The sequence below is a fragment of the Rhodobacter sp. 24-YEA-8 genome (assembly GCF_900105075.1).
Classification (GTDB): Bacteria; Pseudomonadota; Alphaproteobacteria; order Rhodobacterales; family Rhodobacteraceae; genus Pseudogemmobacter.
Genome location: NZ_FNSK01000004.1, coordinates 1 through 23,281, shown reverse-complemented (window position 1 = coordinate 23,281; position 23,281 = coordinate 1). Strand labels below are relative to the sequence as shown.

At 62.2% G+C, this 23,281-nt stretch carries 21 protein-coding genes; 9 read left to right on the top strand and 12 right to left on the bottom strand.

The features are described 5' to 3' along the window. Positions 1-47 precede the first annotated feature (47 nt). From BLW25_RS20465 to BLW25_RS20450, 4 genes are all read right to left on the bottom strand, one after another. The gene (locus tag BLW25_RS20465; RefSeq protein WP_092903632.1) at positions 48-1,046 is read right to left on the bottom strand and encodes a TRAP transporter substrate-binding protein; all 999 of its coding nucleotides are present in this window, start codon (positions 1,044-1,046) and stop codon (positions 48-50) included. Positions 1,047-1,108: 62 nt separating this feature from the next. Continuing rightward, positions 1,109-2,371 (bottom strand): 3-oxo-tetronate kinase, encoded by a 1,263-nt coding sequence (gene otnK / locus BLW25_RS20460; protein ID WP_092903630.1) that lies wholly within the window; start codon positions 2,369-2,371, stop codon positions 1,109-1,111. A 43-nt stretch (positions 2,372-2,414) separates the two neighbouring features. Next, positions 2,415-3,149 carry an FCD domain-containing protein gene (locus BLW25_RS20455; protein ID WP_092903628.1) on the bottom strand — a complete coding sequence of 245 codons (735 nt, stop codon included), beginning with the start codon at positions 3,147-3,149 and terminating at the stop codon, positions 2,415-2,417. Then, positions 3,146-4,048: a 3-hydroxyacyl-CoA dehydrogenase gene (locus BLW25_RS20450; RefSeq protein ID WP_092903626.1), complete on the bottom strand. Its 903-nt coding sequence runs from the start codon at positions 4,046-4,048 to the stop codon at positions 3,146-3,148. The genes BLW25_RS20455 and BLW25_RS20450 overlap by 4 nt, the downstream gene beginning before the upstream one ends. Positions 4,049-4,595: 547 nt before the next feature. On the opposite strand from BLW25_RS20450, the gene BLW25_RS20445 reads away from it, so the two are divergent. Beyond that, positions 4,596-6,020 (top strand): YncE family protein, encoded by a 1,425-nt coding sequence (locus BLW25_RS20445; RefSeq protein ID WP_092903624.1) that lies wholly within the window; start codon positions 4,596-4,598, stop codon positions 6,018-6,020. 72 nt (positions 6,021-6,092) lie between these two features. Here BLW25_RS20445 and BLW25_RS20440 read toward each other — a convergent pair whose 3' ends face one another. Next, positions 6,093-8,087 (bottom strand): TonB-dependent receptor plug domain-containing protein, encoded by a 1,995-nt coding sequence (locus BLW25_RS20440; protein WP_092903622.1) that lies wholly within the window; start codon positions 8,085-8,087, stop codon positions 6,093-6,095. Positions 8,088-8,260: 173 nt separating this feature from the next. Between BLW25_RS20440 and BLW25_RS20435 the strand changes: the two genes are divergently transcribed. Next, a complete protein-coding gene (locus tag BLW25_RS20435) occupies positions 8,261-8,707 on the top strand; it encodes a hypothetical protein (RefSeq protein ID WP_092903620.1) in 447 nt (148 codons plus the stop codon). Positions 8,708-9,120: 413 nt separating this feature from the next. On the opposite strand, the gene BLW25_RS20430 is transcribed toward BLW25_RS20435, so the two are convergent. Genes BLW25_RS20430 through BLW25_RS20420 form a run of 3 tightly spaced genes read right to left on the bottom strand, consistent with a single transcriptional unit; the run spans position 9,121 to position 12,727 of the window. Further along, positions 9,121-10,638 (bottom strand): class I adenylate-forming enzyme family protein, encoded by a 1,518-nt coding sequence (locus tag BLW25_RS20430; RefSeq protein ID WP_092903618.1) that lies wholly within the window; start codon positions 10,636-10,638, stop codon positions 9,121-9,123. A 40-nt stretch (positions 10,639-10,678) separates the two neighbouring features. Beyond that, entirely contained in the window at positions 10,679-11,449 is a 771-nt protein-coding gene (locus BLW25_RS20425) for an enoyl-CoA hydratase-related protein (RefSeq protein WP_092903616.1), read from the bottom strand. Between the two features lie 51 nt (positions 11,450-11,500). Continuing rightward, positions 11,501-12,727 carry an ABC transporter substrate-binding protein gene (locus BLW25_RS20420; RefSeq protein WP_092903614.1) on the bottom strand — a complete coding sequence of 409 codons (1,227 nt, stop codon included), beginning with the start codon at positions 12,725-12,727 and terminating at the stop codon, positions 11,501-11,503. Between the two features lie 246 nt (positions 12,728-12,973). Here BLW25_RS20420 and BLW25_RS20415 point away from each other — a divergent pair, with 246 nt between their 5' ends. From BLW25_RS20415 to BLW25_RS20395, 5 genes are all read left to right on the top strand, one after another. Continuing rightward, on the top strand, positions 12,974-13,732 hold the full coding sequence (locus BLW25_RS20415; protein ID WP_092903612.1) for an ABC transporter ATP-binding protein: 759 nt from the start codon (positions 12,974-12,976) through the stop codon (positions 13,730-13,732). Beyond that, the gene (locus BLW25_RS20410) at positions 13,725-14,441 is read left to right on the top strand and encodes an ABC transporter ATP-binding protein (protein ID WP_092903610.1); all 717 of its coding nucleotides are present in this window, start codon (positions 13,725-13,727) and stop codon (positions 14,439-14,441) included. Before BLW25_RS20415 ends, BLW25_RS20410 begins: the two co-directional genes overlap by 8 nt. Positions 14,442-14,451: 10 nt before the next feature. Beyond that, on the top strand, positions 14,452-15,339 hold the full coding sequence (locus BLW25_RS20405) for a branched-chain amino acid ABC transporter permease (protein WP_092903608.1): 888 nt from the start codon (positions 14,452-14,454) through the stop codon (positions 15,337-15,339). Between the two features lies 1 nt (position 15,340). Beyond that, positions 15,341-16,330 (top strand): branched-chain amino acid ABC transporter permease, encoded by a 990-nt coding sequence (locus tag BLW25_RS20400; protein WP_092903606.1) that lies wholly within the window; start codon positions 15,341-15,343, stop codon positions 16,328-16,330. 133 nt (positions 16,331-16,463) lie between these two features. Beyond that, positions 16,464-17,387, top strand: a complete 924-nt coding sequence (locus tag BLW25_RS20395; protein ID WP_216279450.1) for a winged helix-turn-helix transcriptional regulator — start codon at positions 16,464-16,466, stop codon at positions 17,385-17,387. 74 nt (positions 17,388-17,461) lie between these two features. On the opposite strand, the gene BLW25_RS20390 is transcribed toward BLW25_RS20395, so the two are convergent. From BLW25_RS20390 to BLW25_RS20375, 4 genes are read right to left on the bottom strand one after another with little or no spacing between them, the layout of a single operon-like run. Next, positions 17,462-19,849: a xanthine dehydrogenase family protein molybdopterin-binding subunit gene (locus tag BLW25_RS20390; RefSeq protein ID WP_092903602.1), complete on the bottom strand. Its 2,388-nt coding sequence runs from the start codon at positions 19,847-19,849 to the stop codon at positions 17,462-17,464. Next, positions 19,846-20,601 (bottom strand): N-acyl homoserine lactonase family protein, encoded by a 756-nt coding sequence (locus BLW25_RS20385; protein WP_216279449.1) that lies wholly within the window; start codon positions 20,599-20,601, stop codon positions 19,846-19,848. Before BLW25_RS20385 ends, BLW25_RS20390 begins: the two co-directional genes overlap by 4 nt. A 2-nt stretch (positions 20,602-20,603) precedes the next feature. Continuing rightward, the gene (locus BLW25_RS20380; protein WP_092903598.1) at positions 20,604-21,089 is read right to left on the bottom strand and encodes a (2Fe-2S)-binding protein; all 486 of its coding nucleotides are present in this window, start codon (positions 21,087-21,089) and stop codon (positions 20,604-20,606) included. Further along, on the bottom strand, positions 21,082-21,957 hold the full coding sequence (locus tag BLW25_RS20375) for an FAD binding domain-containing protein (RefSeq protein WP_092903596.1): 876 nt from the start codon (positions 21,955-21,957) through the stop codon (positions 21,082-21,084). The genes BLW25_RS20380 and BLW25_RS20375 overlap by 8 nt, the downstream gene beginning before the upstream one ends. A 187-nt stretch (positions 21,958-22,144) precedes the next feature. Here BLW25_RS20375 and BLW25_RS25410 point away from each other — a divergent pair, with 187 nt between their 5' ends. Continuing rightward, a complete protein-coding gene (locus tag BLW25_RS25410; RefSeq protein WP_092903594.1) occupies positions 22,145-22,972 on the top strand; it encodes an SRPBCC family protein in 828 nt (275 codons plus the stop codon). A gap of 29 nt (positions 22,973-23,001) precedes the next feature. After that, positions 23,002-23,281 (top strand): SDR family NAD(P)-dependent oxidoreductase (locus BLW25_RS20365; RefSeq protein WP_143040576.1); only part of this gene is annotated, 280 nt, incomplete at its 3' end.

Sequence of the window (23,281 nt, the reverse complement as noted above, 5' to 3'; positions counted from 1 at the left end):
CCGCAGGCCCGGAAGCAAGCGGCGGACAGTCAGGCCCGTTGTTGCGCTCAGCGCCCGAGCGCTGCGATGATCCGGTTGTAGAGGTCGATATTGACCGTCCGAGCGAAGGGTTCATGCGCGGTCACAGCGGCGGCTGCGATGGCATCCGTGTCGGGCTCGGTGATCTGAAGACCTTCATCGACCATTTTCTGCAGCATTTCCGAGGTTTGGGCGCGGACGGCCTCATTCTCGGCCTGGGTCGCGGCAGCAGCGGCCTCGATGATGATCTGGCGCTGCTCTTCGGTCAGCTGGCTCCAGCGCAACTCGCTCATCGCCAGCGTCACATATTCAAACTTGTGGTTGGTGAAGGCGAGATAGTCCTGCACTTCGCCGATCCGGCCGCCATAGATGAAGGGGATCGGGTTTTCCTGTGCGTCGATCACATGTTGCTCAAGCCCGGTATAGACCTCGCTCCAGGCCATCGGGGTCGGGTTTGCACCCATGGCGCGCCAGGTGGTCACCATTGCGGGGATTTCCGGCACGCGGATCTTCAGACCCTTGAGGTCTTCCAGCCCGTTGATCGGTTTTTTCGAGGTGACCTGACGCGAGCCACGCTCCCACCAGTTCAGGATGCGGACATTGGCGTTCTGACGCACATTCTCGATGATTTCCGCCCCGATATCGCCGCCGATCACGGTGTCGAACTCTTCTTGCGAGCGGAACAGATAGGGCAGTTCCAAAAGCTGGATCGAGGGTTCAAAATTGCCCAGAACCCCGGCGATCAGGCCAAAGTCCACGGTGCCCATCTGCATGCCCTCAACCAGATCGCGGTCGCCGCCGATGGTCGAGTTCGGATAGATGGTCAGGGTGATCGCGCCGCCCGAACGGGTCTCAAGCTCTTCCTTGAACTTCAGCGCGCCGAAATGCCACAGATCCTGTTCGGACTGGATATGGCCAAGCTTAAGGTTCAGCTCCTGAGCAAGTGCCGCCAGCGGCGCCGTGGCAATGGCAAGGCCTGCAAGCGCAGCCAGCGATGCCCGTTTCAGGGTTTTTGCCGGATTGATCATGGTTTCTTCTCCTCCATTATGCGTCACGCGATGGCGGGGGATGCCCCGGCCGGTGTTGCGGATCAGCTTCCGCTCAGGATCTGGTCCGCTTCATTGAAAAACTCCGGACCGCCGAAATTGCCGGATTTGAGCGCGAGCGCTACGACCGCGCCCCCGGGCAGGAGCGCGCGCATCGCCGGGACGCCGGCTGCGATTTCGGGGCCGATTTCGAGCGATCTGATTTCGAGCGCTTCAACCACAGCGCCCGAGGTCTCGCCGCCGGCGACGATCAGACGACCAAGCCCCGAGCGGGTCAGATGCGTGGCAATCCCGGCGAAAAGCGCCTCGATGGCGCCCGCAACTTTCTCCCGGCCATGCTTGTCCTGCGCTGCCCGCACCGTTGCCGGATCAGCAGAGGAAAAGATCAGCGGACGTGCGTCCTGCGCCAGTGCCCAGGCCGCAATCTCGGCCGCGTCCAGCGTGCCTGCCACCGCCTCATCGGCGCCGATTTCGAGGATCGGCAGCCCCGCGGCGCGGTGCTGCGCCACCTGGCCGCGCGTGGCGGTCGAGCAGGAACCCGACAGCACAACCGATTTACCGCCGATGCCCTGCCAGCCGCCGCTCTCACCCGACAAGAGGCCCTGACGGCGGAAGTTCCCCGGCAGGCCCATCGCAATCCCCGATCCACCGGTCAGAAGCGGCAAGCCGTCCAGCGCGGTTCCGATCTCGATCAGATCCTCGTCCGAAAGCGCATCGACCACGATCAGCCGCGCGCCGCTGGCGTCAGCCGATTGCAGCGCCGCTGCGATAGCCTCGGCCCCATTGCGCACATCGGCAAAGCCCACATGCCCGACAGGCATATCGGTCTGCTGCGCCAGCCAGCGCCGGATGTCGGAATCGCTCATCGGGTTCAGCGGGTGGTGCTCCATCCCGCTCTCATTGAGCGGGCGGTCCTTCACGAAAAGCGTGCCCATGTAGAGCGTGCGCCCCGCCCCGGGAAAGGCCGGGCAGACCACGACCTGACGTGCATTCAGCGCCTCGGCCAGCGCGGCGGCAACCGGGCCGATATTGCCGTCGGGCGTGCTGTCAAAGGTCGAGCAATATTTGAACAGGAACTGTTTGCAGCCCTGGGCCTGCAGCCATTCCAGAGCGCGCAGCGATTGCCGGATTGCTTCGGCAGCCGGAATGCTGCGCGATTTCAGCGCAACAACGCCCGCCTCGACGCCCGGATCGGCATCACCTTCGGGCACGCCTGAATATTGGGTGACACGCATACCCTGTTTCGCCAGCGTGTTTGCAAGATCGCCAGAGCCGGTGAAGTCATCACCAATGCAACCAAGAAGCATGGTTTTTGCCTTTTTCGAATGAGATGACAGGGGTGGGAGGCCGTCAGCGGGCCTCGCCCTCCTGTGCGCAGATTTCCCAATAGGTGCGGATCACCGTGGCAAGATGCGCACGCATCGCGGCCTCGGCCCGATCAGGGTCACGATCACGAATCGCCTCGTAGATCCGACGATGCGAGAGAGCCGCGTCGGAAAGCGCCTCAGGATGGCTGAGCGACATGCGGCGCTGGTCTTCCAGCAAATCCAGCACCACATCATAGAGTGCAATCAGCAGCGGATCATGCGCGATTGCCGCAATATATTGGTGGAACGCATCATCAGAGGCCGAGAAGGCCGGAATATCATCCGCGCTGTTTTCGTTCTTTATAACCAGCGCTTCCAGCGCCGTGATATCTTCAGGAGTTGCAAGCCGCGCGGCCTCACGCGCCAGGGCAACTTCAACAAAGATACGGGTCTTCTGGAACTGCCGGATGCCCTCGGGCCGGGCGACAAGCATCTTCGCCGCCCCGGAGAGCAGTTGCAGCAGATCACGGGGATCGGGCTCGGTCACCCTGGTCCGATCTCCGTTTGAGACTGCCAGAATGCCGGTTTTGTTCAGCCACAAAAGCGCCTCGCGGACCGCGGGCCTGCCAACGCCGTAATGCGCCATCAGGTCGCGTTCCGACGGAAGCTGGTCGCCGACCACCAGCTCGCCCGACAGCACCCGCGCCTCGATATCCCGGGCAATCTTGTCCGACAATCTTTCACGGCTCAGATGGACGGGCGCGCCGAATCCGCTCATACACCAAGATCCTTTGTGATGCTGCGCTTGGCCTCGACAACCGAGGCGAGGAAGCTGTCGCGCCATTTGCGGCGCGCGGGAAGATCATCGGCGGGGACGGCGGCCCGCATCTTTTCTTCGATGGCGCCGACGAGCTCGGGGCCCCATTCGCGCGGATCGGCCTGCTCTTTGGCAAGGCCGTGATACATCGGGCCGAGATTGGCGCAATATTCGGCGATACCATTTGCGGCGTTCAGATCGATGGTGGCAAAGGGGCCCATAAAGCACCAGCGCAGGCCCAGACCATCGGCCACCGCCGCATCAACCTCGGCCGGCGTGCATATGCCGTCTTCCACGAGACGGAAAGCCTCGCCCAGCAGCGCGCTTTGCAGACGGTTGACGACAAAGCCGTTGATCTCTCGCGTCAGGGTGATCGGGCTCTGGCCAAGATCACGCATCAAATTACGGGTAAATTCAAGCGTTTCCGCTGCAGTCCAGGGCGCAGGGATCAGTTCTACCAGCGGAATCAGATGCGGCGGATTGATCGGATGCGAGACAAGGCAACGGGCCGCATTCACAAGGCCCTCGGTGAACTGGGACGCCGGAAAGCCCGAGGTCGAGCTGCCAACGATGGTATTTGCGGCCAGGAGCCCGTCCATCTCGCGGTAGAGTGCCTGTTTGATCGGCAACCGCTCAGGCGCGCTTTCCTGCACATATTCAGCGCCATTCAGGGCATCGGCGAGGCTGCTTGCCACACGGCATTGTGCGGCAAAGGCGGGATCAGCGGCGGCGACAAAGGCCAGTGCAGCCTCTGCCGCGCTGGTGTTCTGGTCGTAGATCGCAATCTCGTGCCCTGCCCGAGCGAAGACGAGGGACCAGGACGAACCGACGACCCCGCAGCCGATGATGGCAATTTTCATTTTCACGTAGCCCTTAGCGTTAGTTGCACGGCAAAGCGACCGGTTCACCCGAGACTTTGCGCGATGGGTAGTCATGTGGCGTCATCGGAAAGGCGTGCTCCGGTCCATGCGGCCCATATGGTCGCAGAATCGTAGCCAACCGCCTCCCTCGGTCTCGCTCGGAGGGTGGTATGACAGGTTGATCATCACTTAGTCAACCTCTCATGGAATCGATGCACTCTTTGCGGCATTGATGATGTGTTGCGTACATTGGGTAGCCGCAGGCGCCGTCCTGAGGATGCCGGCGACACTGTCGATCATCTGGCTGACCTTCGCTGCCCACCGTCACTGGCGCCGTGGCGCGGAAACAACCGCATTTCGCCCTGCGGGCGATGAACAAAGCGTTGGGTTTTCCCGTCCACGCTTGAGGGCGCCGCGCTGTCAAAGATCGTTCGTCCGATCCGGTGTCCTGGTGACGGATGCGACAGATCGGACATGAGAGCGTTAATAGTTGACTTTTTTACTTATGAAGCGTCCAAGAGGCCGGTCTCGCTGAAAGGATCATGACTTGAAAAGCACCGGCCTCAGACGAACTCTTCTTGCCACACTGTGCATCGCCAGCCTCTCTGCACCATCGCTTGCCCTCGCAGAATCAGCCTTCTCCGCACCTCTTGAATTCAAAGGCCGGATCAGGGCCGAAAGCGCGGTACCCGGTCTTCCGGTTTATGCCGGCGGCGATGTCCGGATCTCGGCGACCGGCCTTCAGCCGGGGCAAAAGCTTGTTTTGCAACGCGGCACAGATATTCTTTCCGACACGGCCCTGATTGCCGATGACAAGGGCAGTGTCAGCCTGACCTTCACGCTGCCCTCAGATGCGGCCACCGGCCTGCATCCCCTGGTGGCGCTGCTGGAAGAGCCTTCGATGACCACGACTGTGGATCTCAAGATTTCTAAGCCGCTGGATTATCTGAACGAGCAGGACTGGACCGTTGCCGCAGTGCAGCCGGCCAGGGGGCTTTATCAATCCGCCTACAGCGCCCGCAGCAATGCGCTCTTCTTGACGGCTGCGGATTTCAACGAGGCAACGTCGGAACTGCTTCGCGTCGACCCCGAAACCCTTGAGGTCCTGGCCCGCGTTACCCCGGCAGATTTCCCCGAAGACCAGAAGCCACCGAAAAAGGAAGGCGCGCCGAAAGGGCCGTTTAAACTGGCACCGGCCGGCGTCTTCGGGCTTGGCCTTGATGAGGCGGCAGGGCGGATCTGGGTGACCAACACACCCGACAATACGATTGCGGTCTATGCGCAGGAGGATCTGTCGCTGGTGCATCAGTTCGCGCCCGGAACGGTCTACCATTCGCGCGATGTCATCCTTGATCCCGTGCGCAAGCGCGCCTTTGTCTCGTCTTCGGCCACCAGCAATGTCTATGTCTTCGACAGTGAAAGCTTCGAGCCGCTTGGCGTGGTCGATATCCGCTCGGCGCAGCGCGGCGGTGATTTCTATGTCATGAGCCTCGCGATTGATCCGGAAAAGGGCGAGGTCTACGCGGTCAGCCGTGTCAGCAATGAACTGGCGATCCTTGATGCCGCCAGTCTTGAAGTGAAGAAGGTCTTCGCGCTTCCGGGGGCAAAGAATGCGACCGGGCTTGATGTCGATCCCGCCACCGGGCGACTGTTTGTGGCCGCGCAGGACAGCAATAACCTGCTGGTGCTGGACCACGAGACCGGCGAGGTTCTCCGGGATGTCACCGTCGGGGCCGGCGCGCTGAATGTGGTCTATGATGCGACCAGCGGTCTGGCCTGGGTGTCCTCGCGTGAGGCGGGCAGCCTGTCGGCGGTGAATGCTGATGGTGAGATCGTCGCGCATCTTGAGGGGGGCAGCCTTGCCAATCATGTGGCGATTGATGGCAAAGGCGCGGTCTTTGCGGTCAACAAATCGCTTGGGGCCGATGATGCGAAGGCGGATGTCCTGCGCCGGATCACCAGGGCGAACTGATCCCTGCCATATCAGATGAAAAAGCCCCGGATGCCATCGCATCCGGGGCTTTTTCTTTGCACAGAGCCTGGCTCAGAAGGTTTTCGAGAGGTTCAGGCGGAAATTCCGGCCGGTCTCGTTCACCCACGCCTTGCCAGTTGCAGCGTTCAAGGGCGTCATGGCGTAATGGTAGGTCCGGTCGAAGATATTCTCGACGCCGAAATCGATCACCAGGCCTTCAAGATTTCCCTGTGGCACGGTGTAGCTGACCTTCAGGTCATGCACGCCAAAGCCCGCATGGTCTGCGGTACCGACGAGAATGCCCTTCTGCGCTTCCATCCGCCAGGACACATCAAGCCCGGAGCCGAACTTATGGCCGACCGTCAGAGTGAGCGAGTCGCTGGGGCTGTAGCTGTCCAGATCCCAGACACCCCCCGCCATCAGACGCTCATTCTTGGTCAGGTTCACCGTGCCGTTCAGATAGGTGCCGCTTGCCATGTTGTAATGCGCCGCGATCTCGACACCTTCACGCGTCAGCTGCCGGCCCGGAACGGAAAGGGCGTACATCGTGTTCCAGATTTCGCTGCGGTAAAGCGTGATCGAGCCACTGAGCGTATCGCCCGCCGCGATAAGGTCGCTGCCCTCATAGCGGACGCCGCCTTCCCAGTTGCGCGACTGCTGCAATTTTTCGTCAAAGGTCGGCAGCACGTCATAGCTCGGCAGCGCTTCGGTATAGGTGAAGGAGCCGAAAACCTTCAGCCCGTTGCCGAAGCCCTTTTCCAGCCCAAGGCCAAGCGTGCGGGCCAGATTGTCAAAAGGACCACGCGGCGCTGTGGTGGCGCTGATCTTCTGATCTTCCAGCCGCAGCCCAAGGGTCGCGCGCAGCTCATTGCCGAAATCCATCGTGTCGATGGCAAAGAGGCTGAGGCGGCGGTCCTTGCCGCTGGCGGGCGAGGTTTTCAGACGGGTGCGGTCTTCGCTCGACCAGCCGAGACCTGCGCGCAGGCTGTGGCTGATGATGCCCGTGTCAAAGCGCGCGGTATTGGTCAGGGTGACGCGGTCTGTGACAGTGTTGAAAAGGCCTGCCTGGGTCTGGGCGAAACCGGGGGTCAGCGCCTCGATATTGTGGTCCTGATCCGAGCGCGAGAAGGTCAGTTCAAGATCGATAAGATCATTGCCGGCCGGATTATGGTTCCAGGTCAGCGACGCCACATTGCCCTTGCGGTCGATATTGGCGAGGCCAAGGCCCCCGAAGTCGTTCAGCAGGTTCGAGAGGTTGACGTTGCTTTCCGAGCTTTCATACTTCGTATAGCTCAGGGTGACGCTGTTCGCATCATCCAGCCGGAACCGCGATTTGAACAGCATCGACGGCACGTTGAAACCGCGCGCGGTTTCATTGCCATCGCCATCTTCCTGAGCATCCTGGCCGCGCCTCGTGTAGTTGAACAGGAAATCGACCGAGCTGTTCACCTGCCAGGCCAGTGTCGATGAGGTCACCCAGCCATCGCCATTGCTGTTGGCGCCGAGCATCTGGCGGAAACGGACCCCGTCTTCGCCGCCGGTCAGGTCTGAACCGTTGATGGTGCGCGCAGTGACCGCGCCGCCGGTGATGCCAGAGCCGTATTCGAGCGAGGCGAGCGGCCCGGTTGTCACATCGATCGAGCGCAGCAAGGCCGGGTCGGAGATCGCACCCGAAGAGCCCTGATAGTGCCGGCCCGGATTGTCGGCCACACCATCAACCACAAGCTTGGTCGCCGGATCGCCCGGATAATGGTGGTTGCCGCCGAAGCCGCGGATCGAAATACCACCCGTCAGCAGATTGCCGCGGCGGGTCGTCGTGACCGAAGGCGCATCGCGCAAGGCATCCTGCAAAGTGGTCGCCTGGCTGCGCGCGATACCCTCGGCATCAAGGCTGAAATTCGGCCCGGTTCCCGCAGTGACTGCGGGCGCATCAGCATTAAGCACAATCACGCCGAGGTGGTTGGTCTCTGCTGTGTCGCTGTTGGGTGCTGTGGTCTGGGCAAAGAGCGCAAGCGGTGAAGTGCTGAGTGCAAGGGTTGCCGCGAATAGGAGTTTGGATCTGGCCATGCTGTCCTGCTGGAAACTGTCTGATTGGAAGCTTGGCTTGCAGATGCTGGCTTGCTTTATCCCCTAGTCGGAAAATTGACAGTTGTTGTCAACTTCTCAGTGGGGCCTTTGTCTGGCATTCTTTCCGCAGTCACTTCCGGCCGGATGTACCGTTTTGCGACCAGACCACTGTGATGCGCGACGGACAGGCGATCGCCACACCCGACAAGAACAAAACCGACATCGCCGGGGTTGTCACCCAGATGTCGGGCCGCAAACCTGTCGCGGCGGAGGCACGCAGCGCGCGCCCGGTGATCAGGTCCGGCGAGGTGCTCATGCCGGTGCGCGGGCTCAACGTTCCCGGCGTGCTGAACGACAAATCGTTTGACCTGCATCGCGGCGATCTGCGTCTGGACGTTTATGACGCTGTGGGTAATGCCGCATGGTACGCATTGACTGAATTGTCTGGTAGACAAGTATTGACGGCCACGCCGGAAGAAATCGCCGCTTTCATATACAAGCTACAGCTGAAGGTAATCTTGAAATCTGTAGCGGTTCTACTGCCATGGATCGGGCTGCCCGCAAGCGGTCAGATCCCAATCCTTACGCAGCCAGGCATACGGGCGCGGCTAGATGCTTAGAAACAGATGGGCGCATGTCCCAGGCGTGGCACAGGTCAGACCAGACCGGAACCTTCAGCCCCAGGACGCTTTACTGGATGGCATCCGATAATTTCAGGCTATACGTCGATGCGCAGCGCCGGGAAGGCTCGCCCTTTCGGGCGAGCATACAACGCGTCAGGGCGCGGGTGAGCTGGTCGCAAGCCTGAAGGCCGCAGTCGCATCCGGGGTGGGAGAATGCTTGCGATTTTCCGCTGGTATTGGCCCCAACCATGTTCGCGCGAGATCGCAGGAAAGCTCGAAAAGCCTGATGGCTTCCAGTGGCTTTCCCGGGCCAAGATGTCCGACCGGCTGGCACATCCCGCGCTGGACGACCTGCCGGGCATATCCAAAGCCATGAAGATGCGGGTTTCGGTGCGGGCTTCCCTTCTCCTCTATGCCTCTGCTACCCAGTCTTCTCGTAGTTTGAACCGGATCGTCTTGCCCGAGCCGGTCCTTGGGATGGCGGTGATTTCCTTGACGGCGAACGGGATTTTGTAAGGTGCAAGCCTGCCACGGCAGTGGGCCAACAGGAGCTCGCAGTCGATCGGTGCTTCGGCTCGGACTATGTAGGCCACCGGCACCTCGCCCAGCGTCTCGTGCGGGACGCCTACGACGGCGGCATCCCGCACGGCGGGGTGGTCCAGCAGCGCCTCTTCCACCTCGGCGGGCGAGATGTTCTGGCCACCGCGGATAATCACCTCCTTTAGCCTGCCGGTAATGGTAAGGAAGCCATTCTCGTCCGAGCGTGCCAGATCCCCCGTGTGATACCAGCCATTGCGCAGGGCCTTGGCGGTCTCTTCGGGTTTGTTCAAATAGCCCTGCATCACATTCGGGCCGGAGCAGACCAGTTCGCCCTCGGTGCCACGCGGGCAGTCTGACCCGGTGACAGGATCGACAATCCGCACCGCCAGCCCCGGCAAGGGCAACCCGCAGGAACCATGGATACGGTTCCGCCCCGGCCAGTTCATTGTTACCATGGTCGAGGTTTCGGTGATGCCATAGCCATCCAGCAGCTCGACCCCGAACTGCGCCTCGAAGTCGCAGTTCAGCGCGGCGGGCAAGATCGCCCCGGCCGAGACGCAGACCCGCATCCTGCCCAGTGAGGTGATACCGCGCTCCTTCGCCGCCAACAGCAGATAGTGGAACATGGTGGGCACGCCCGGCAGGAAGGTCACCTCGCCCGCCTGCGCCAGGTCCAGAACCCGTGAGGGCGAGAATTTGGAGACGATCCGCTCAGTTGCGCCAGTGGCGAGGATCGCCATGACAGCGATGTTGATCGCGTAGGAGTGGAAGAGCGGCAGCGGAGCCAGGACGATGTCGTCGGCGGACAGACCTGCGATCGGCGCCCAGCATGCAGCATTGACCCACAGCATGGAATGCACCGACAGAACCACGCCCTTTGGTTTGCCCGTCGTGCCCGACGTGTACACAATGAAGGCCGGGCCGTGGATATCCTCATCGGGTAATACCGTTTCCTGTGGCGGGGGGGCGGGAAGGGCGCCGTCGCGCCATATAAGGCGGGGCAGGGCGATGCCCTTTGCCAGCATTTCGTCGACCACCGGGCGGGCCGCGGTATCCACGAAGACCACCTGCGCCGAGCTGTCGGTGAGGCGATATTCTGCCTCAGGCAGGGTGGCTTCGATCGTGATCGGGACAGCGACGCCACCGGCGCGGATCGTGGCCAGCGTCACCACAACCCAGTCCACCGAATTGGCCAGCCAGACGGAGACCGTCTGGCCGGGCAGAAGCCCCTGCGCCACCAGGTCGCGCGCCCATGCGGCGGTCTCTGCTTCAAGCTCGGCCCAGGTGACGGCGCGGTTGTCATCCACATAGGCCAATTTGTCGGGCGTGTCCCGGGCGTGGCGTTGCAAAAGTGTGCCGACCGATGCGATCAGCTCCAGACGTATCATCCGTTCCTCCCGGCGGCAGGGCCGCCCTCTGTCATGCAAGTCAGCGGCCGCAGAAGGCCGGTGCGCGTTTCTCTGCGAAGGCGCACCGGCCCTCACGGTAATCCTCGCTTGCCGCAGCCCCGTCGATCTGACGGTCGGCCTCGGCCAGATCGAACCCGCCGCTGGCATACCCGTTCAGAATGTATTTCGCGCCCGCGATGGTCAGCGGGGCAGAACTGGCGGCCAGGTCGCGGGCATAGTCCATCGCCTCGGCCAAAGGATCGTCGCAGATCCGGTCGATCAGCCCGACCGTCAGCGCGTGCTCCGCGCCGAAACGGTGGCCGCCATAGAGGATCCGTTTGGCCTCGGTCTGACCCACCAATGCCAGAAGTTTACGGGTCGCCTGCACGCCATAGACGATGGACAGTCTCGCCGCCGGGATGCCGAATTGCGCGGCTGGCGTGGCAAAGCGAAAATCGGCGGACATGGCGACATGCATTCCGCCGCCCAGCGTGTAGCCCCGGCAAGCGGCAATCACCGGCTTGGGGCAACGGGCCAGCGTGTCGCAGCCCAGATCCACCGCTGCCTCATAGGCGCGGGCCTGTTCGGCATCGTCGCGGATGCGGGCGAATTCTGCGATGTCTGCGCCTGCGGTGAAATCCGCATCCGCGCCGGTCAGGATGACGGCCTTCACGACCGGGTCGCGGCCAAGAGCGCCGAAGACGCGATCCAGGCCGTTCCACATGTCATAGGTCAGGGCATTGCGCTGCGCCGGACGGTTCAGTGTCACCACCGCGATCGCGCCCTGAATATCGACCAAGATGTCCGTCATTCTTTCAACCCCGGCAGTTAGAGGCGGCGATCGTGCCGCCGCCCCGTCTAATCAATTCTTCTTCACAAGCGGGCAGGTGCTTTCCGACAGCGGGCGATAGGCTTCCTCGCCCGGGATCACGCTGACCAGCTTATAGACATCCCATTCGTCGATCGATTCCTCGGGTGTCTTCACCTGATACACATACATGTCATGGACCATGCGGCCGTCCTCACGGATCACGCCGCCCCTGGCGAAGAAGTCATTCACCGGCATTTCACGCATTTTTGCCATCACGGCATCAGCATCGGTAGTGCCTGCAGCCTCTACCGCTTTGAGGTAGTGCAGGGTCGAGGAATAATCGCCCGCATCTCCCATATGCGGCGGACGACCGACCCGCTCCATAAACCGGGCCGAGAAGGCGCGGGTGTCATCGTCGCGATCATGGTAGAAGGCGTTGGTCAGAATCATGCCCTGCGCGGCTTCAAGCCCCAGCGAATGCGTGTCTGTCAGCCAGACCAGCAGGCCCGCCACTGTTTTGCCGCTGGAAGTCACGCCAAACTCGCCCGCCGATTTCACAGCGTTGATGAAGGTGGTGCCTGAACCGGCGATCGCCACCACATCAGCGGGTGAGGCCATGGCCTGCAGCACGAAGGATGAATGGTCAGTGGTTTCGATCGGGTAGCGGATCCCGCCTTCGACTGTACCGCCCAGCGAGGTTACGATTGCTGAGGCATCCGCCTCAAGTGCATGGCCAAAGGCGTAGTCGGCGGTCAGGAAGAACCAGTTCTTGTGGCCCTGCCTGGCCAGTTCGCGGGCAGTGCCCACGGCCAGCGCATAGGTGTCATATGCGTAGTGGATCGAATGTGGCGTGCAGCCTTCGCCCGTCAGTTTGGACGAGCCCGAGCCGTTGATGATGGCAATGCCATTGTTGTCGGCCGCGACCCCCGCCACCGCCAGCGCAATGCCCGAATTGATCAGATTGCCGATCAAGTTGACGCCTTGGGATTCGTACCATTCCTGCGCGGTGGACACTGCCAGTTCCGGCTTATTCTGGTGGTCGGAGACAAGGATCTCGATCTTCCGCCCCAGAACCTCGCCTCCGAAATCCTCGACCGCCATGTTGATCGCGGTAACGGAGCCTTCGCCCGCTTCGTGGCTGAACTGGCCGCTCATGTCGGTCAGCACGCCAATGCGGACAGGCGCGTCCTGGGCCATCAGAGGGCCATGCGCCACCGTAAGGGTCAATGCCACCGCGAGGGCAACGCCACGCGTCGTCGTTTGAGGAAAGCCTCGCATGCCTTCATCCTCCCAAATGAAGAGATACCGATTTTTTCAGTATCATTGCAGAACTACATATTCATTGCATTGATGGACTTGTATCGTCAATAGCTAAGTAACATAGGGATTTGTGAAGATAAATTACGCCTTCTCTGTGAGTTATTGACATATAGTATAATTTCATAGTTAGACTTTGATACATCCTGAGGAACCGAGGAGGGTTTGCAGGGTGCCGCCCGTGCCGGGCGAAGGAAGGGAGGGAACGTGAAGGATTCGGGCATCATTCTCGAAGCGCGCGGGCTGAGGAAATCTTTCGGGGGTTTTATCGCCATAGCGGGCGTCGATCTGGCCGTGCAGGCGGGGCATATTCATGCGCTGATCGGGCCGAACGGGGCAGGAAAGTCCACCCTGTTCAACTTGTTGACAAAATTCATACTGCCCACTGCAGGTGAGATCCGGTTCCGGGGGCAAGACATCACCCGCGCCCTGCCGGCCGCGATCGCGCGCATGGGCATGGTGCGCTCTTTCCAGATTTCCTCGGTATTCCCACATCTGAGCGTCTACGAGAACATCCGAATCGCCCTGCAGGCGCAGGAGGGAGACACCTGGAGCTTCTGGCGCAGCGAGGCCGGGCTACACCGTTTCGACGACCGCGTATATGAACTGGTCTGCCAGGTCGGACTGGAGCAACTCGTCTATACCCGAGCAGCAGATCTGTCTTATGGCCGCAAGCGGGCGCTGGAACTGGCGACGACGCTGGCGCTGAAGCCCGATCTGATCCTCCTTGACGAGCCGATGGCTGGCATGGGGCAGGAGGACATCGAACGCACCTCCGCCCTGATCAGCAGTCTGGCGCCGCGCCATACGGTTTTAATGGTCGAACATAATTTAAAGGTCGTCGCGGATATCTCGGACCGGATCACTGTGCTGCGTCGGGGCGAGAAGATCGCCGAGGGCGACTATGACACGGTTGCTGCGAATGAAGAGGTGCGTTCGGCATATATGGGAGGCGCACATGGCTGATATTGGGGCTGAGATCCGACTTCAGGTTCAGGCGCTGGAAGGCTGGTATGGCGAGAGCCACGTTCTTCACGGTGCCAGCTTCAACGTAGCGCGGGGCGAGGTGGTCACGCTTTTGGGCCGCAACGGCGCGGGCAAGACATCCACCATGCGGGCACTGGCCGGGGTCATGCGCAAGCGGCGCGGCTCGGCCAGGCTGGATGGGCACGAACTTCTGACGGCGCCGCCGCATCGGGTGGCGCAGACCGGGCTTGGCCATGTGCCTGAAGAGCGCGGGATCTTTTCCACGCTGACTGTGCGGGAAAACCTGCTGTTGCCGCCCGTGATCCACCCGGGTGGCTGGTCGGTCGAGGCGATCCACGAGCTGTTCCCGAATCTGAAAGGCCGCGACAGCACTATTGGCACCCGCCTGTCCGGGGGCGAGCAACAGATGCTGGCCATCGCGCGGATCCTGCGCACCGGCTGCAACTTCATCCTGCTGGACGAACCAACCGAAGGGCTGGCCCCGGTGATTGTCGAACAGATCGGCAAGGCGCTGATGCGGCTGAAGGAAAAGGGCTTCACCGTGCTTCTGGTCGAACAGAACCTGAGCTTCGCGCAATCGGCTGCCGACCGCCACTACGTGATGGAACAGGGCCGCATCATCGACGAATTCAGCAACGAAAGCCTGCCGGCGAATATGGGCAAGCTGAACCGCTATCTGGGCATCTGAGGGGGCACTGATGATCGAAATCTTCGGAGTGCCGCTAGCCGTCCTTTCAGGTCAGGTGATGATCGGCCTGATCAACGGTTCGTTCTACGCGCTTTTGTCGCTGGGACTGGCCATCATCTTCGGGCTGTTGAACGTGATCAACTTCGCCCATGGCGCCTTTTACATGCTGGGCGCTTTCGTGTCCTGGATGCTGCTGATCTATGGCGGCATCGGCTATTGGCCGTCGCTGCTGCTGACGCCGCTGATCGTGGGCGCCTTCGGAGCGCTGTTCGAGCGAACGATGCTGCGGCGCCTTTATGGGCTGGACCACCTTTACAGCCTGCTCCTGACCTTCGGTCTGGCGCTGGCGCTGGAGGGGCTGATCCGCTGGATCTACGGAGCGGGCGGCAAGTCCTATCCGGTACCCGCCAGCCTGCAGGGCGTTTACAACCTGGGGTTCATGGTTCTTCCGGTCTATCGGGCCTGGGTCATTGTTGCCTCTCTGGCGGTTTGTCTGGCTGCCTGGGCGGTGATCGAAAAGACGCCACTGGGGGCCCGGCTGCGTGCCGCGACCGAGAACCCCTACCTTGTGACCGCCTTCGGCATCAACGTGCCGTTAATGTTGACTCTGACCTACGCCGCGGGTGTGGCGCTGGCGGGCTTTGCCGGGGTGATGGCCGCGCCGATCTATCAGGTCAGTCCGAACATGGGATCCAGCCTGATCATCATCGTCTTCGCCGTGGTGGTGATAGGTGGCATGGGGTCGATCCTCGGGTCAATCATCACCGGGCTGGCACTGGGCGTGCTGGAGGGGCTGACCAAGGTCTTCTTTCCCACCGCCTCGGCGCTGACGGTGTTCATCGTGATGATCCTGGTGCTGCTGCTGCGGCCGGCCGGGCTGTTTGGGAAGGGCAAGTGACATGATCGCACGTTACCAGGATTTCCGTCCCGGCCTGATCGGCGCTATGCCGCGCTATGCCCTTCTGGCACTGGTGGCTATGGTGGCCCTTGCTGCCCCGCTCGCGGTCTTCCCGCTGTTTCTGATTAAGGTGCTCTGCTTTATGCTGTTCGCGGCGGCGCTGAACCTGGTTCTGGGTTTTGCGGGATTGCTTTCGCTGGGCCATGCCGCCTTCTTCGGGGCTGCGGGTTATGCCTTTGCGCAATCGGCGAAGGTCTGGGGCTGGCCGTTCGAGCTGTCGCTGCTGTTCGGCGTTTTCGTCGGTGCCGGGCTGGGGCTGGTCTTCGGCCTTGTCGCAATCCGCCGACAGGGCATCTACTTCACGATGATCACACTGGCTCTGGCGCAAATGGTCTATTTCCTGGCCGTTCAGGCCCCGTTCACCGGCGGCGAGGACGGGATTCAGAATGTGCCGCGCGGCACGTTGCTGGGGCTGGTCGATCTGCGGGACACCAACACGCTTTACTACGTTGTGCTGGCCATAGTGGTGGCCTGCCTGCTGCTGATCCGCCGGGTGGTCCATTCGCCCTTCGGTCATGTTCTGGGTGCCATCCGCGAGAGCGAGATCCGCGTCACCTCGCTGGGCCTGAACGCCGCGCGCTATAAGCTCCTGGCCTTCGTGCTGTCGGCAGCCCTGTCTGGCCTGGCTGGTGCCCTGAAGGCTCAGGCCTTCCAGCTGGCAGCACTGGGCGACGTGTCGTGGCACATCTCGGGCGAGGTGGTTCTGATGGTGCTGATCGGCGGTATGGCGACGCTCTGGGGGCCTTTGATCGGCGCGGTCTTCGTGGTGATGATCGGGCATTTCCTGGCCAGCTCCGGCCTGCCGGTCAGCCTGGTCGTCGGCCTGGTCTTCATGGCTTGTGTGATGCTGTTCCGTCGCGGCTTCTATGGCGAGACGCTGGAGCTCCTGCGCAGCCGGCTGCAGGTTCCGACCTCCGGGCCCAGGTCCTGATGACAAATCACGCTTCCATCGCCGCAAGGCGGTGGAATTGCGCTTCGCGCACAATATGGCTATCTGATCCTGTCCCAGAGGGTCTTGTTACGCAATGAACCTGTCGTCTTCATCCGCCCCAGATGTCCCCGTCGTGCTGCAGCGCTACTCCTCGGTGCGCAAGACGATCGACATCGTCCTCGACAGCTGGAACTTCCTGATCCTTCGCGAGGCCTTCTTTGGCGTGCGTCGTTTCGACAAATTCCAGTCCCGCCTCGCGATCCCGCGCCAGACGCTGTCCAGCCGGCTGAACATGTTAGTGGAGAAGCAGATCTTCAGCATTGGCCGAAAAGCCGGAGAGCCGGGGCACCAGTATTTCCTGACCGAGCGCGGCAAGGATCTGTTCCCCGCCATGCTGTCGCTGATGGAATTCGGCGACACCTGGCTGGCGGGCGATGCGCTGCCACCTCTGCAACTGATTCATACGAAATGCGGCTGTGAATGCCACCCGACGACCGTGTGCTCGGGCTGCCTCGCGCCGGTGGATGCCCGCGCGGTGGCACCCCGCGATGGACCGGGGGCGGGCTATGAGCCGGCAGAGGCCCGTGCACGGACCCGCCGCAGCTCCGACCCGACATTGCTGCAGCGCGTGCGTCCCTGTTCGGTGGCGCGAAGCCTGGCCATCATTGGCGATCGCTGGAGTTTCCTGATCCTGCGAGAGGGTTGGACCGGCGTGCGCCGGTTTGAGGAGATGCGCGAAAATCTTGGCATCGCGCCCAATATCCTGACCGACCGGCTGAACCGTCTCGTCGAGGCTGAAGTTTTCCGCCGCGCCCCCTACGGCAATGGCGACCGGCAGGAATACCGGTTCACCGAGAAGGGGCTGGCGCTCTACAAGCCGATGATCGTGATGATGGCCTGGGGCGACAGATGGCTGACCGATGGCAAGCCGCCAATGCGGCTGCGCCACAAATCCTGTGGCCAGGATTTCATCCCGATCGTGGTCTGCTCGGCCTGCAAGCAGCCGATCAACGCGCGGGATACGGATTACGTCCTGCGGTATGATTTGCAGGAGTAGCAACCCGCCGCTCGGCAACGGCGATCAGGCCTGCGGTTTGTGGGGGTATCAGGCGGCATGCCGCAGTTCCGCGCTCAGACCGCCACCTGTTTCTCTGCCGCCCGGACCGCCTGGAACAGCCGGTCCGGCGTGGCGGGCAGCAGGTTGATCCCCACCCCCAGATGGGCCAGCGCATCGGACAGGGCATTGGCGATGGTGGCGGGCGCGCCGATGGTGCCGCCTTCGCCCATGCCGCGGATGCCGCCCACATTGTTCGGCAGATCCGCCTCGATATGGACGATTGCTATCTCAGGAATGTCGGTCGCCACCGGCAGCAGGTAGTCGGCCAGACTGGCCGCCACGCTTTGCCCGGCATCGTCATGGATGATCTCTTCCAGAAGCGCTGCGCCGATGCCCTGGGCAACCGCACCATGGACCTGCCCATCGACGATCATCGGGTTGATGATGCGCCCGCAATCCTCGGACACGACATAGGTATGGATCTTCACCCCGAAGGTGCCGGGGTCTACTTCGGCCATGCAGAGATGGGTCGAGGAACACGCTGTTCCGAGATAGGGATCATAGGTGGTCTGTTCCACCAGATCGACCCGCTTGTCGCGGGGGATGCGGCCCATCTGGTTGTAGACTGCCTTGGCCACCTCTTTCAGCGTCAGGCTCTGGTTCGACCCTTTCGCCGAGACGATGCCGCCCTGCATGTCAAGATCCTCGACCGGGACCTCCAACAGGATCGACGCCATAGCCAGAACTTTAGATTTCAACCCTTTCGAGGCAAGGGTCGCTGCCCCGCCCCCCAGCACGGCGGACCGGCTGGCGAAGGTGCCCGTGCTCATCGGCACCAGCGAACTGTCGCCGTGCAGGACGGTGATGTCCTTCATCTCGCAGCCCAGTTCGTCCGAGATGATCTGCGCCAGCGTGGTTTCCAGCCCCTGCCCGTGCGAGGCAACGCCAAAGGCTGCAGTCACCACCCCTGTTGAATCAATTCCTATGTTGGCGGTCTCGGTGCCGGTGTTGATCGGCATTCCCGGTGCCACTGAAATGCGCGAGCCGATCCCGGTCAGCTCGGCATAGGAAGCCATGCCGATCCCGACCCAGCGTCCCTCGGCCCGCATGGCATCGCGGCGTTTCAGGAGTGTGGGGTAGTCGACGGCATCGCAGGCGCCTTGCAGACATTCCTGAAATGCGGATTTATCCCAGATGATGCCGGGCGCGGTGCGATATGGGAATTCGTCATCCCGCACCAGATTGCGGCGGCGGATCTCGGCCGGGTCCATACCGATCTTGCGCGCCGCCATCTCGACCAACCGCTCCATCGCCAGCGTCGAAGACGGCCGCCCGACGCCGCGATAGGGGCCGGTCGGGGGCTTCGGCGTCAGCACACCCCGGATACGGCCACGATAGGCCTCGATCTTGTAGGGGCCGGGCATGAAGCTGATGACCTGCACCGTTTCCAGCGCGGCTGTCCAGGGGTAGATGGAAAAGGCGCCGACATCGCCGATCACATCGGCGCGCAGGCCAAGGAAGGTGCCGTCATCGGCAAATGCCAGTTCCGCCTCGATCAGCTCATCAAAAGCCTGGCTCATTGCGGCCAGATCCTCCAGCCGGTCGGCAATGTATTTCACAGGGCGCTGCAGCTTGCGCGCGAGGATGCAGACCAGCATCTCCTCGCCATAGAACGACCCCTTGCCGCCGAACGAACCGCCCACATCCGGTGCGATCACCCGTAATTGGTTGCTGGACAGGCCAAGGCAGTCCGACAGCACATCGCGCACCACGCCAGGGATGTTTGACGCGGTATATAGCGTTAAAGACCGCCGCCTTTTGTCCCATTCCGCCATATAACTGCGGTTTTCCATCGGGCTGGCGCATTTGCGCGTCATGCGGAAAGTGCCCGAAACCCGGTGCGGTGCGGTCTCGAAAACCGCATCCACATCGGCACGCTCGAAGGTGCGCTTGATGATAACGTTTGTCCCGGCCTCGTCATGCAGCAGGGGCGCATCGTCCTTCACCGCATCGACTTGGCGGATCGCGAATGGCAGAGGGTCGTAGTCGATCAGCACATGTTCAAGCGCATCCTCGGCGGCATAGCGACTTTCGGCCACCACGGCGACCACAGGCTCACCGACATAGCGCACCTTGTCCTTGGCCAGGGGCCAGGTCGGCGTCGCGTAATAGTCCTTCATGCGTGAGGTCGGCACGGCGGGCTGACATTCGTCGACGAGATCCAACATGTCAAAGACCGCCACTACGCCGGGCAGGTCGAAGGCACCGCTGGCGTCGATACTCCTTATCCGCGCATGCGGCATGTCTGACCGCCGGATCGCCAGATGGAGCATCCCCACCGCCGGCACATCATCGACATATTCGCCGCCGCCGGTCAGCAGGCGCAGATCTTCGGTCCGCTTCACGCGCTGGCCGACCAGCTTCGGCCGCATCGTCACATCAGAGTAGTCGGGCTTTTTCACCGGAATCCCTCGGGCTGGGTGCTAATCTTGTGCCATTGCGCATCGTCATGGCCGCAGAGGATGGCAGTGCCCCGATCCTTCTGCGCCTTGATCTCTGCCAGCGCCGCCACAGCCAGATCCATGTTCCAGCTGTTCTTCGGCGCATAACCCTGATCGACATGGCGCATCATCGGTGCCGCATCCGATGCGAGGAGGAAGGTGCCGTCCCGATCCAGTTCCACTCGCGCAGTGGTCAGTCCCGGAGAGTGGCCGGGCAGGGGCAACAGCACGATACGGCCATCGCCGAACAGATCGGTCTGGCCGTTGATCTCGGTATAGCCCTGCGAAATGTCCCATTCCTGCGGCAGATAGCCCTGGCGCTCGGCCCCCCCGGCCTTTGCGGCGGCCAGCTCATCAGCGTGGGCATAGACCGTGGCCCTGCGGAAGGCTGTGTTGCAGCCGCAATGATCGGGATGCAGATGCGAGCAGATCACCACGTCGATGTCATCCGGCGTCAACCCATGCTTTGGTAACTGGTTCACCACCGCATCCGCCGGAGCGAAATCGGGCTGCATCACGCGGGCCAATCCGCCCCAGCGTCCTTCAGGATCCGTTGCGGCCTCTGGCGCGCAGCCGGTGTCGAACAGCACATTGCCCGATGCGTGGCGCAAGAGGACCGAGATGACCGGCAGCGAGACCATCTCGTCCTTGGTCTTTGCAGGCATGTAGATCGACTTTCGCATCTTCAGCCGACCGGCCGAAAGCACATCCATCTTCATTTCAGCGGTCCCCTTTCCCGGGCAAGTTCACGCACAGCGGCGATGATGTGGACATAGCCGGTACAGCGGCAGATGTTGCCGGACAGTCCCTCGCGGATCTCGTCATCGGTCTCCAGCGGGTGGTGCTTGAGCAGATCCGCGATGGCCATCACCATGCCAGGGGTGCAGAAGCCGCATTGCAGCCCGTGATGGTCCTGGAATGCCTGTTGGATGCGCGACAGATTCTCGGGCGTCCCCTGGGATTCGATTGTCTCGATCTCCTGTCCCTCTGCCATCACGGCCAGCGTCAGGCAGGAGCGGGCCGAGCGTCCGTTCAGCGTGATGGTGCAGGCCCCGCAGACGCCATGTTCGCAACCGACATGGGTGCCCGTCAGCCCCAGTTCATGACGCAGAAAATCCGACAGCAGCATCCGGGGTTCGACCAGACGGCGGTGGTGGATGCCATTGACGGTCACCCGGATCTCGACCTTGCCCTCATCCATTATGGGTCTCCCTTGCGCGTCGATGGGCCTTGCGGATAGCGCGTTCCGCCAGGACGCCCGCCAAATGGCGGCGATAGTCGGCGCTGGCATGGATGTCGCTGTTCGGGGTCAGGTTGTCCTGTAGCCAGTCGGCAATCTCCCGGTACAGGGGGGCATCGGGCGCCCGTCCTTCAACCAGTGCCTCCAGGTCAGTCATCCGCATCGCGGTCTCGCCCACGCCGGTCATGCCGATCACCGCACCCCGGATCGCGTCCTCCTCCAGTTGGAAGGTGACGGCGATGGCGGCCATGGCGAAATCGCCATGTCTGCGCGAGAACTCCTCAAACCCCCAGCCGGTGGCATCGGGCGGGGAGAGGGTGATGCCGGTCACCATCTCGCCCGGTTCCAGCGCGTTCACCATTGAGGCGACAAGGAATTCCGCCGCTGGCAGCACCCGCCGACCCTTGGCGGAAGCGATTTCCACCTGTCCGTTGAACATCTGAACGATCATCGGCATTTCCGCTGCCGGGTCGGCATGGCAGACCGAGCCGCAGAAGGTACCGCGATTGCGCACCGTCATATGTGCGACATGCTGCATCGTCTCGGCCACCACGGGCAGGCGGGCGTGGATCAGTGGGTCGCTGGCGGTCATCCGGTGTCGGGCAAGCGCGCCCATGCGGATGCGCGACCCATCGGCGGTGATCGCTTCCAGTCCGGGGATGTGGTTGATGTCCACCAGTACGGCAGGCTTCACCAGCCGGAAGTTGATCATCGGCATCAGGCTCTGTCCGCCCGCTATGACTTTCGAGTCATCGCCATGCTGCGCCAGAACCTCCAGCGCGTGATCCAGGCTCTCGGCCCGGACATAGTCGAACTTTGCGGGTTTCACCGCGCCCCCTCAGCCATGTTCTGCACTCTCTACGGTCTCCCCGCCGTGCCCGACTCTGGTGGAGCCCGGTAACGGATCGAAAATTATTACTTGCTTTACTAGACTATAATGAGGCATGTCAATGATCGGGAGAGCGGTGGGGCAGGCGTCATTCGCCTTTATCCCACATCGTGGAAGGAGAGTTCCGATGGAAATGGTCGGTCAGAAGCTGATTCCAGAAACACGCGAGACGGTCTGGAAAGCGCTGAATGATCCTGAGATCCTGCGCAATTGCGTTCCGGGATGTCAAACCCTGGTCAAGACCTCGGACACCGAGATGGAGGCCACTGCAACGATCAAGGTCGGGCCGGTCTCGGCCAAATTTGGCGGAAAGATTTCACTATCTGAACTGAACGAGCCTGTCAGCTACCGCATCACCGGCGAAGGGCAGGGCGGGGTTGCGGGCTTTGCCAGAGGCGGCGCCTTCATCAGTCTGGAAGAGGTCGAGGGTGGGACGATGCTGTCCTATACCGTCGATGCGCAGGTCGGCGGCAAGCTGGCCCAGCTGGGCGGACGGCTGATTGACGCGACGGCCCGCAAGCTTTCAGAGGCGTTCTTCGAAAAATTCGCCAGCGAGATCCGTCGGCAATATCACGGCGAAGGTGCTGCTGCACCCGCCGCTACCGGCGCCGCAGGGGCTGCCGCTGGCGCTGCGGTGAGCCCGGTCGGCGCGGCACCCGCCATGGGCGGGATGCCACCCGGCATGGCGGGGCCGGGCTGGTATCCGCCGGCCTATCCCTATCCCTTGCCTCCTCCGCCAGAACCCACGGGCGGGTCGCGAACAGCATTCCTTGCCGCCCTGGTACTGGCCTGCGTCTTCGCGTTCCTCTGGCTGACCGGACGGCAGGACACGATCCCCGCCCCCGTGCTGCCGCCCGCCTCAGGCCTGTCGCCCGAATTTGGGGCGGCCCTCCAACTCATCCTCATCGCGGCTGTCGGTTATCTCTTCGGCCGCCTTTCTGACCGCCGCCGCTAGGCGCGCCTTTGATACTCAAGGAGTTCACCATGGATATGTCCCTTTCCGGCAAGGTTGCGCTGGTCACCGGCGGTGGCCGCGACACCGGGGCCGAGATCGCCCGCGAGCTGGTCGCGCTCGGTGCCACCCTCGCCGTCAACTACCGCAATTCCGAAGCCGAGGCCGAAGGCCTGGTCGCCGAACTGGCCGCCGCCGGGCATAAGGCCAGGGCTTATCGCGCGGATATCTCGGACTATGCGCAGGTTCAGGCCATGGTGGACGCCATCGTCGCGGATCACGGCCGGATCGATATTCTGGTGAACAATGCGG

Bases quoted from the DNA above. Each gene is read 5' to 3' on its own strand.
- BLW25_RS25410 (WP_092903594.1), top strand. From the start codon at position 22,145: ATGGAAATGGTCGGTCAGAAGCTGATTCCAGAAACACGCGAGACGGTC.
- BLW25_RS20440 (WP_092903622.1), bottom strand. From the start codon at position 8,087: ATGGCCAGATCCAAACTCCTATTCGCGGCAACCCTTGCACTCAGCACT.
- BLW25_RS20450 (WP_092903626.1), bottom strand. From the start codon at position 4,048: ATGAAAATTGCCATCATCGGCTGCGGGGTCGTCGGTTCGTCCTGGTCC.
- BLW25_RS20420 (WP_092903614.1), bottom strand. From the start codon at position 12,727: ATGCGAGGCTTTCCTCAAACGACGACGCGTGGCGTTGCCCTCGCGGTG.
- BLW25_RS20405 (WP_092903608.1), top strand. From the start codon at position 14,452: ATGATCGAAATCTTCGGAGTGCCGCTAGCCGTCCTTTCAGGTCAGGTG.
- BLW25_RS20465 (WP_092903632.1), bottom strand. From the start codon at position 1,046: ATGATCAATCCGGCAAAAACCCTGAAACGGGCATCGCTGGCTGCGCTT.
- BLW25_RS20400 (WP_092903606.1), top strand. From the start codon at position 15,341: ATGATCGCACGTTACCAGGATTTCCGTCCCGGCCTGATCGGCGCTATG.
- otnK (WP_092903630.1), bottom strand. From the start codon at position 2,371: ATGCTTCTTGGTTGCATTGGTGATGACTTCACCGGCTCTGGCGATCTT.
- BLW25_RS20410 (WP_092903610.1), top strand. From the start codon at position 13,725: ATGGCTGATATTGGGGCTGAGATCCGACTTCAGGTTCAGGCGCTGGAA.
- BLW25_RS20430 (WP_092903618.1), bottom strand. From the start codon at position 10,638: ATGATACGTCTGGAGCTGATCGCATCGGTCGGCACACTTTTGCAACGC.
- BLW25_RS20385 (WP_216279449.1), bottom strand. From the start codon at position 20,601: ATGGATGTGCTTTCGGCCGGTCGGCTGAAGATGCGAAAGTCGATCTAC.
- BLW25_RS20455 (WP_092903628.1), bottom strand. From the start codon at position 3,149: ATGAGCGGATTCGGCGCGCCCGTCCATCTGAGCCGTGAAAGATTGTCG.
- BLW25_RS20380 (WP_092903598.1), bottom strand. From the start codon at position 21,089: ATGGATGAGGGCAAGGTCGAGATCCGGGTGACCGTCAATGGCATCCAC.
- BLW25_RS20435 (WP_092903620.1), top strand. From the start codon at position 8,261: ATGCGCGACGGACAGGCGATCGCCACACCCGACAAGAACAAAACCGAC.
- BLW25_RS20425 (WP_092903616.1), bottom strand. From the start codon at position 11,449: ATGACGGACATCTTGGTCGATATTCAGGGCGCGATCGCGGTGGTGACA.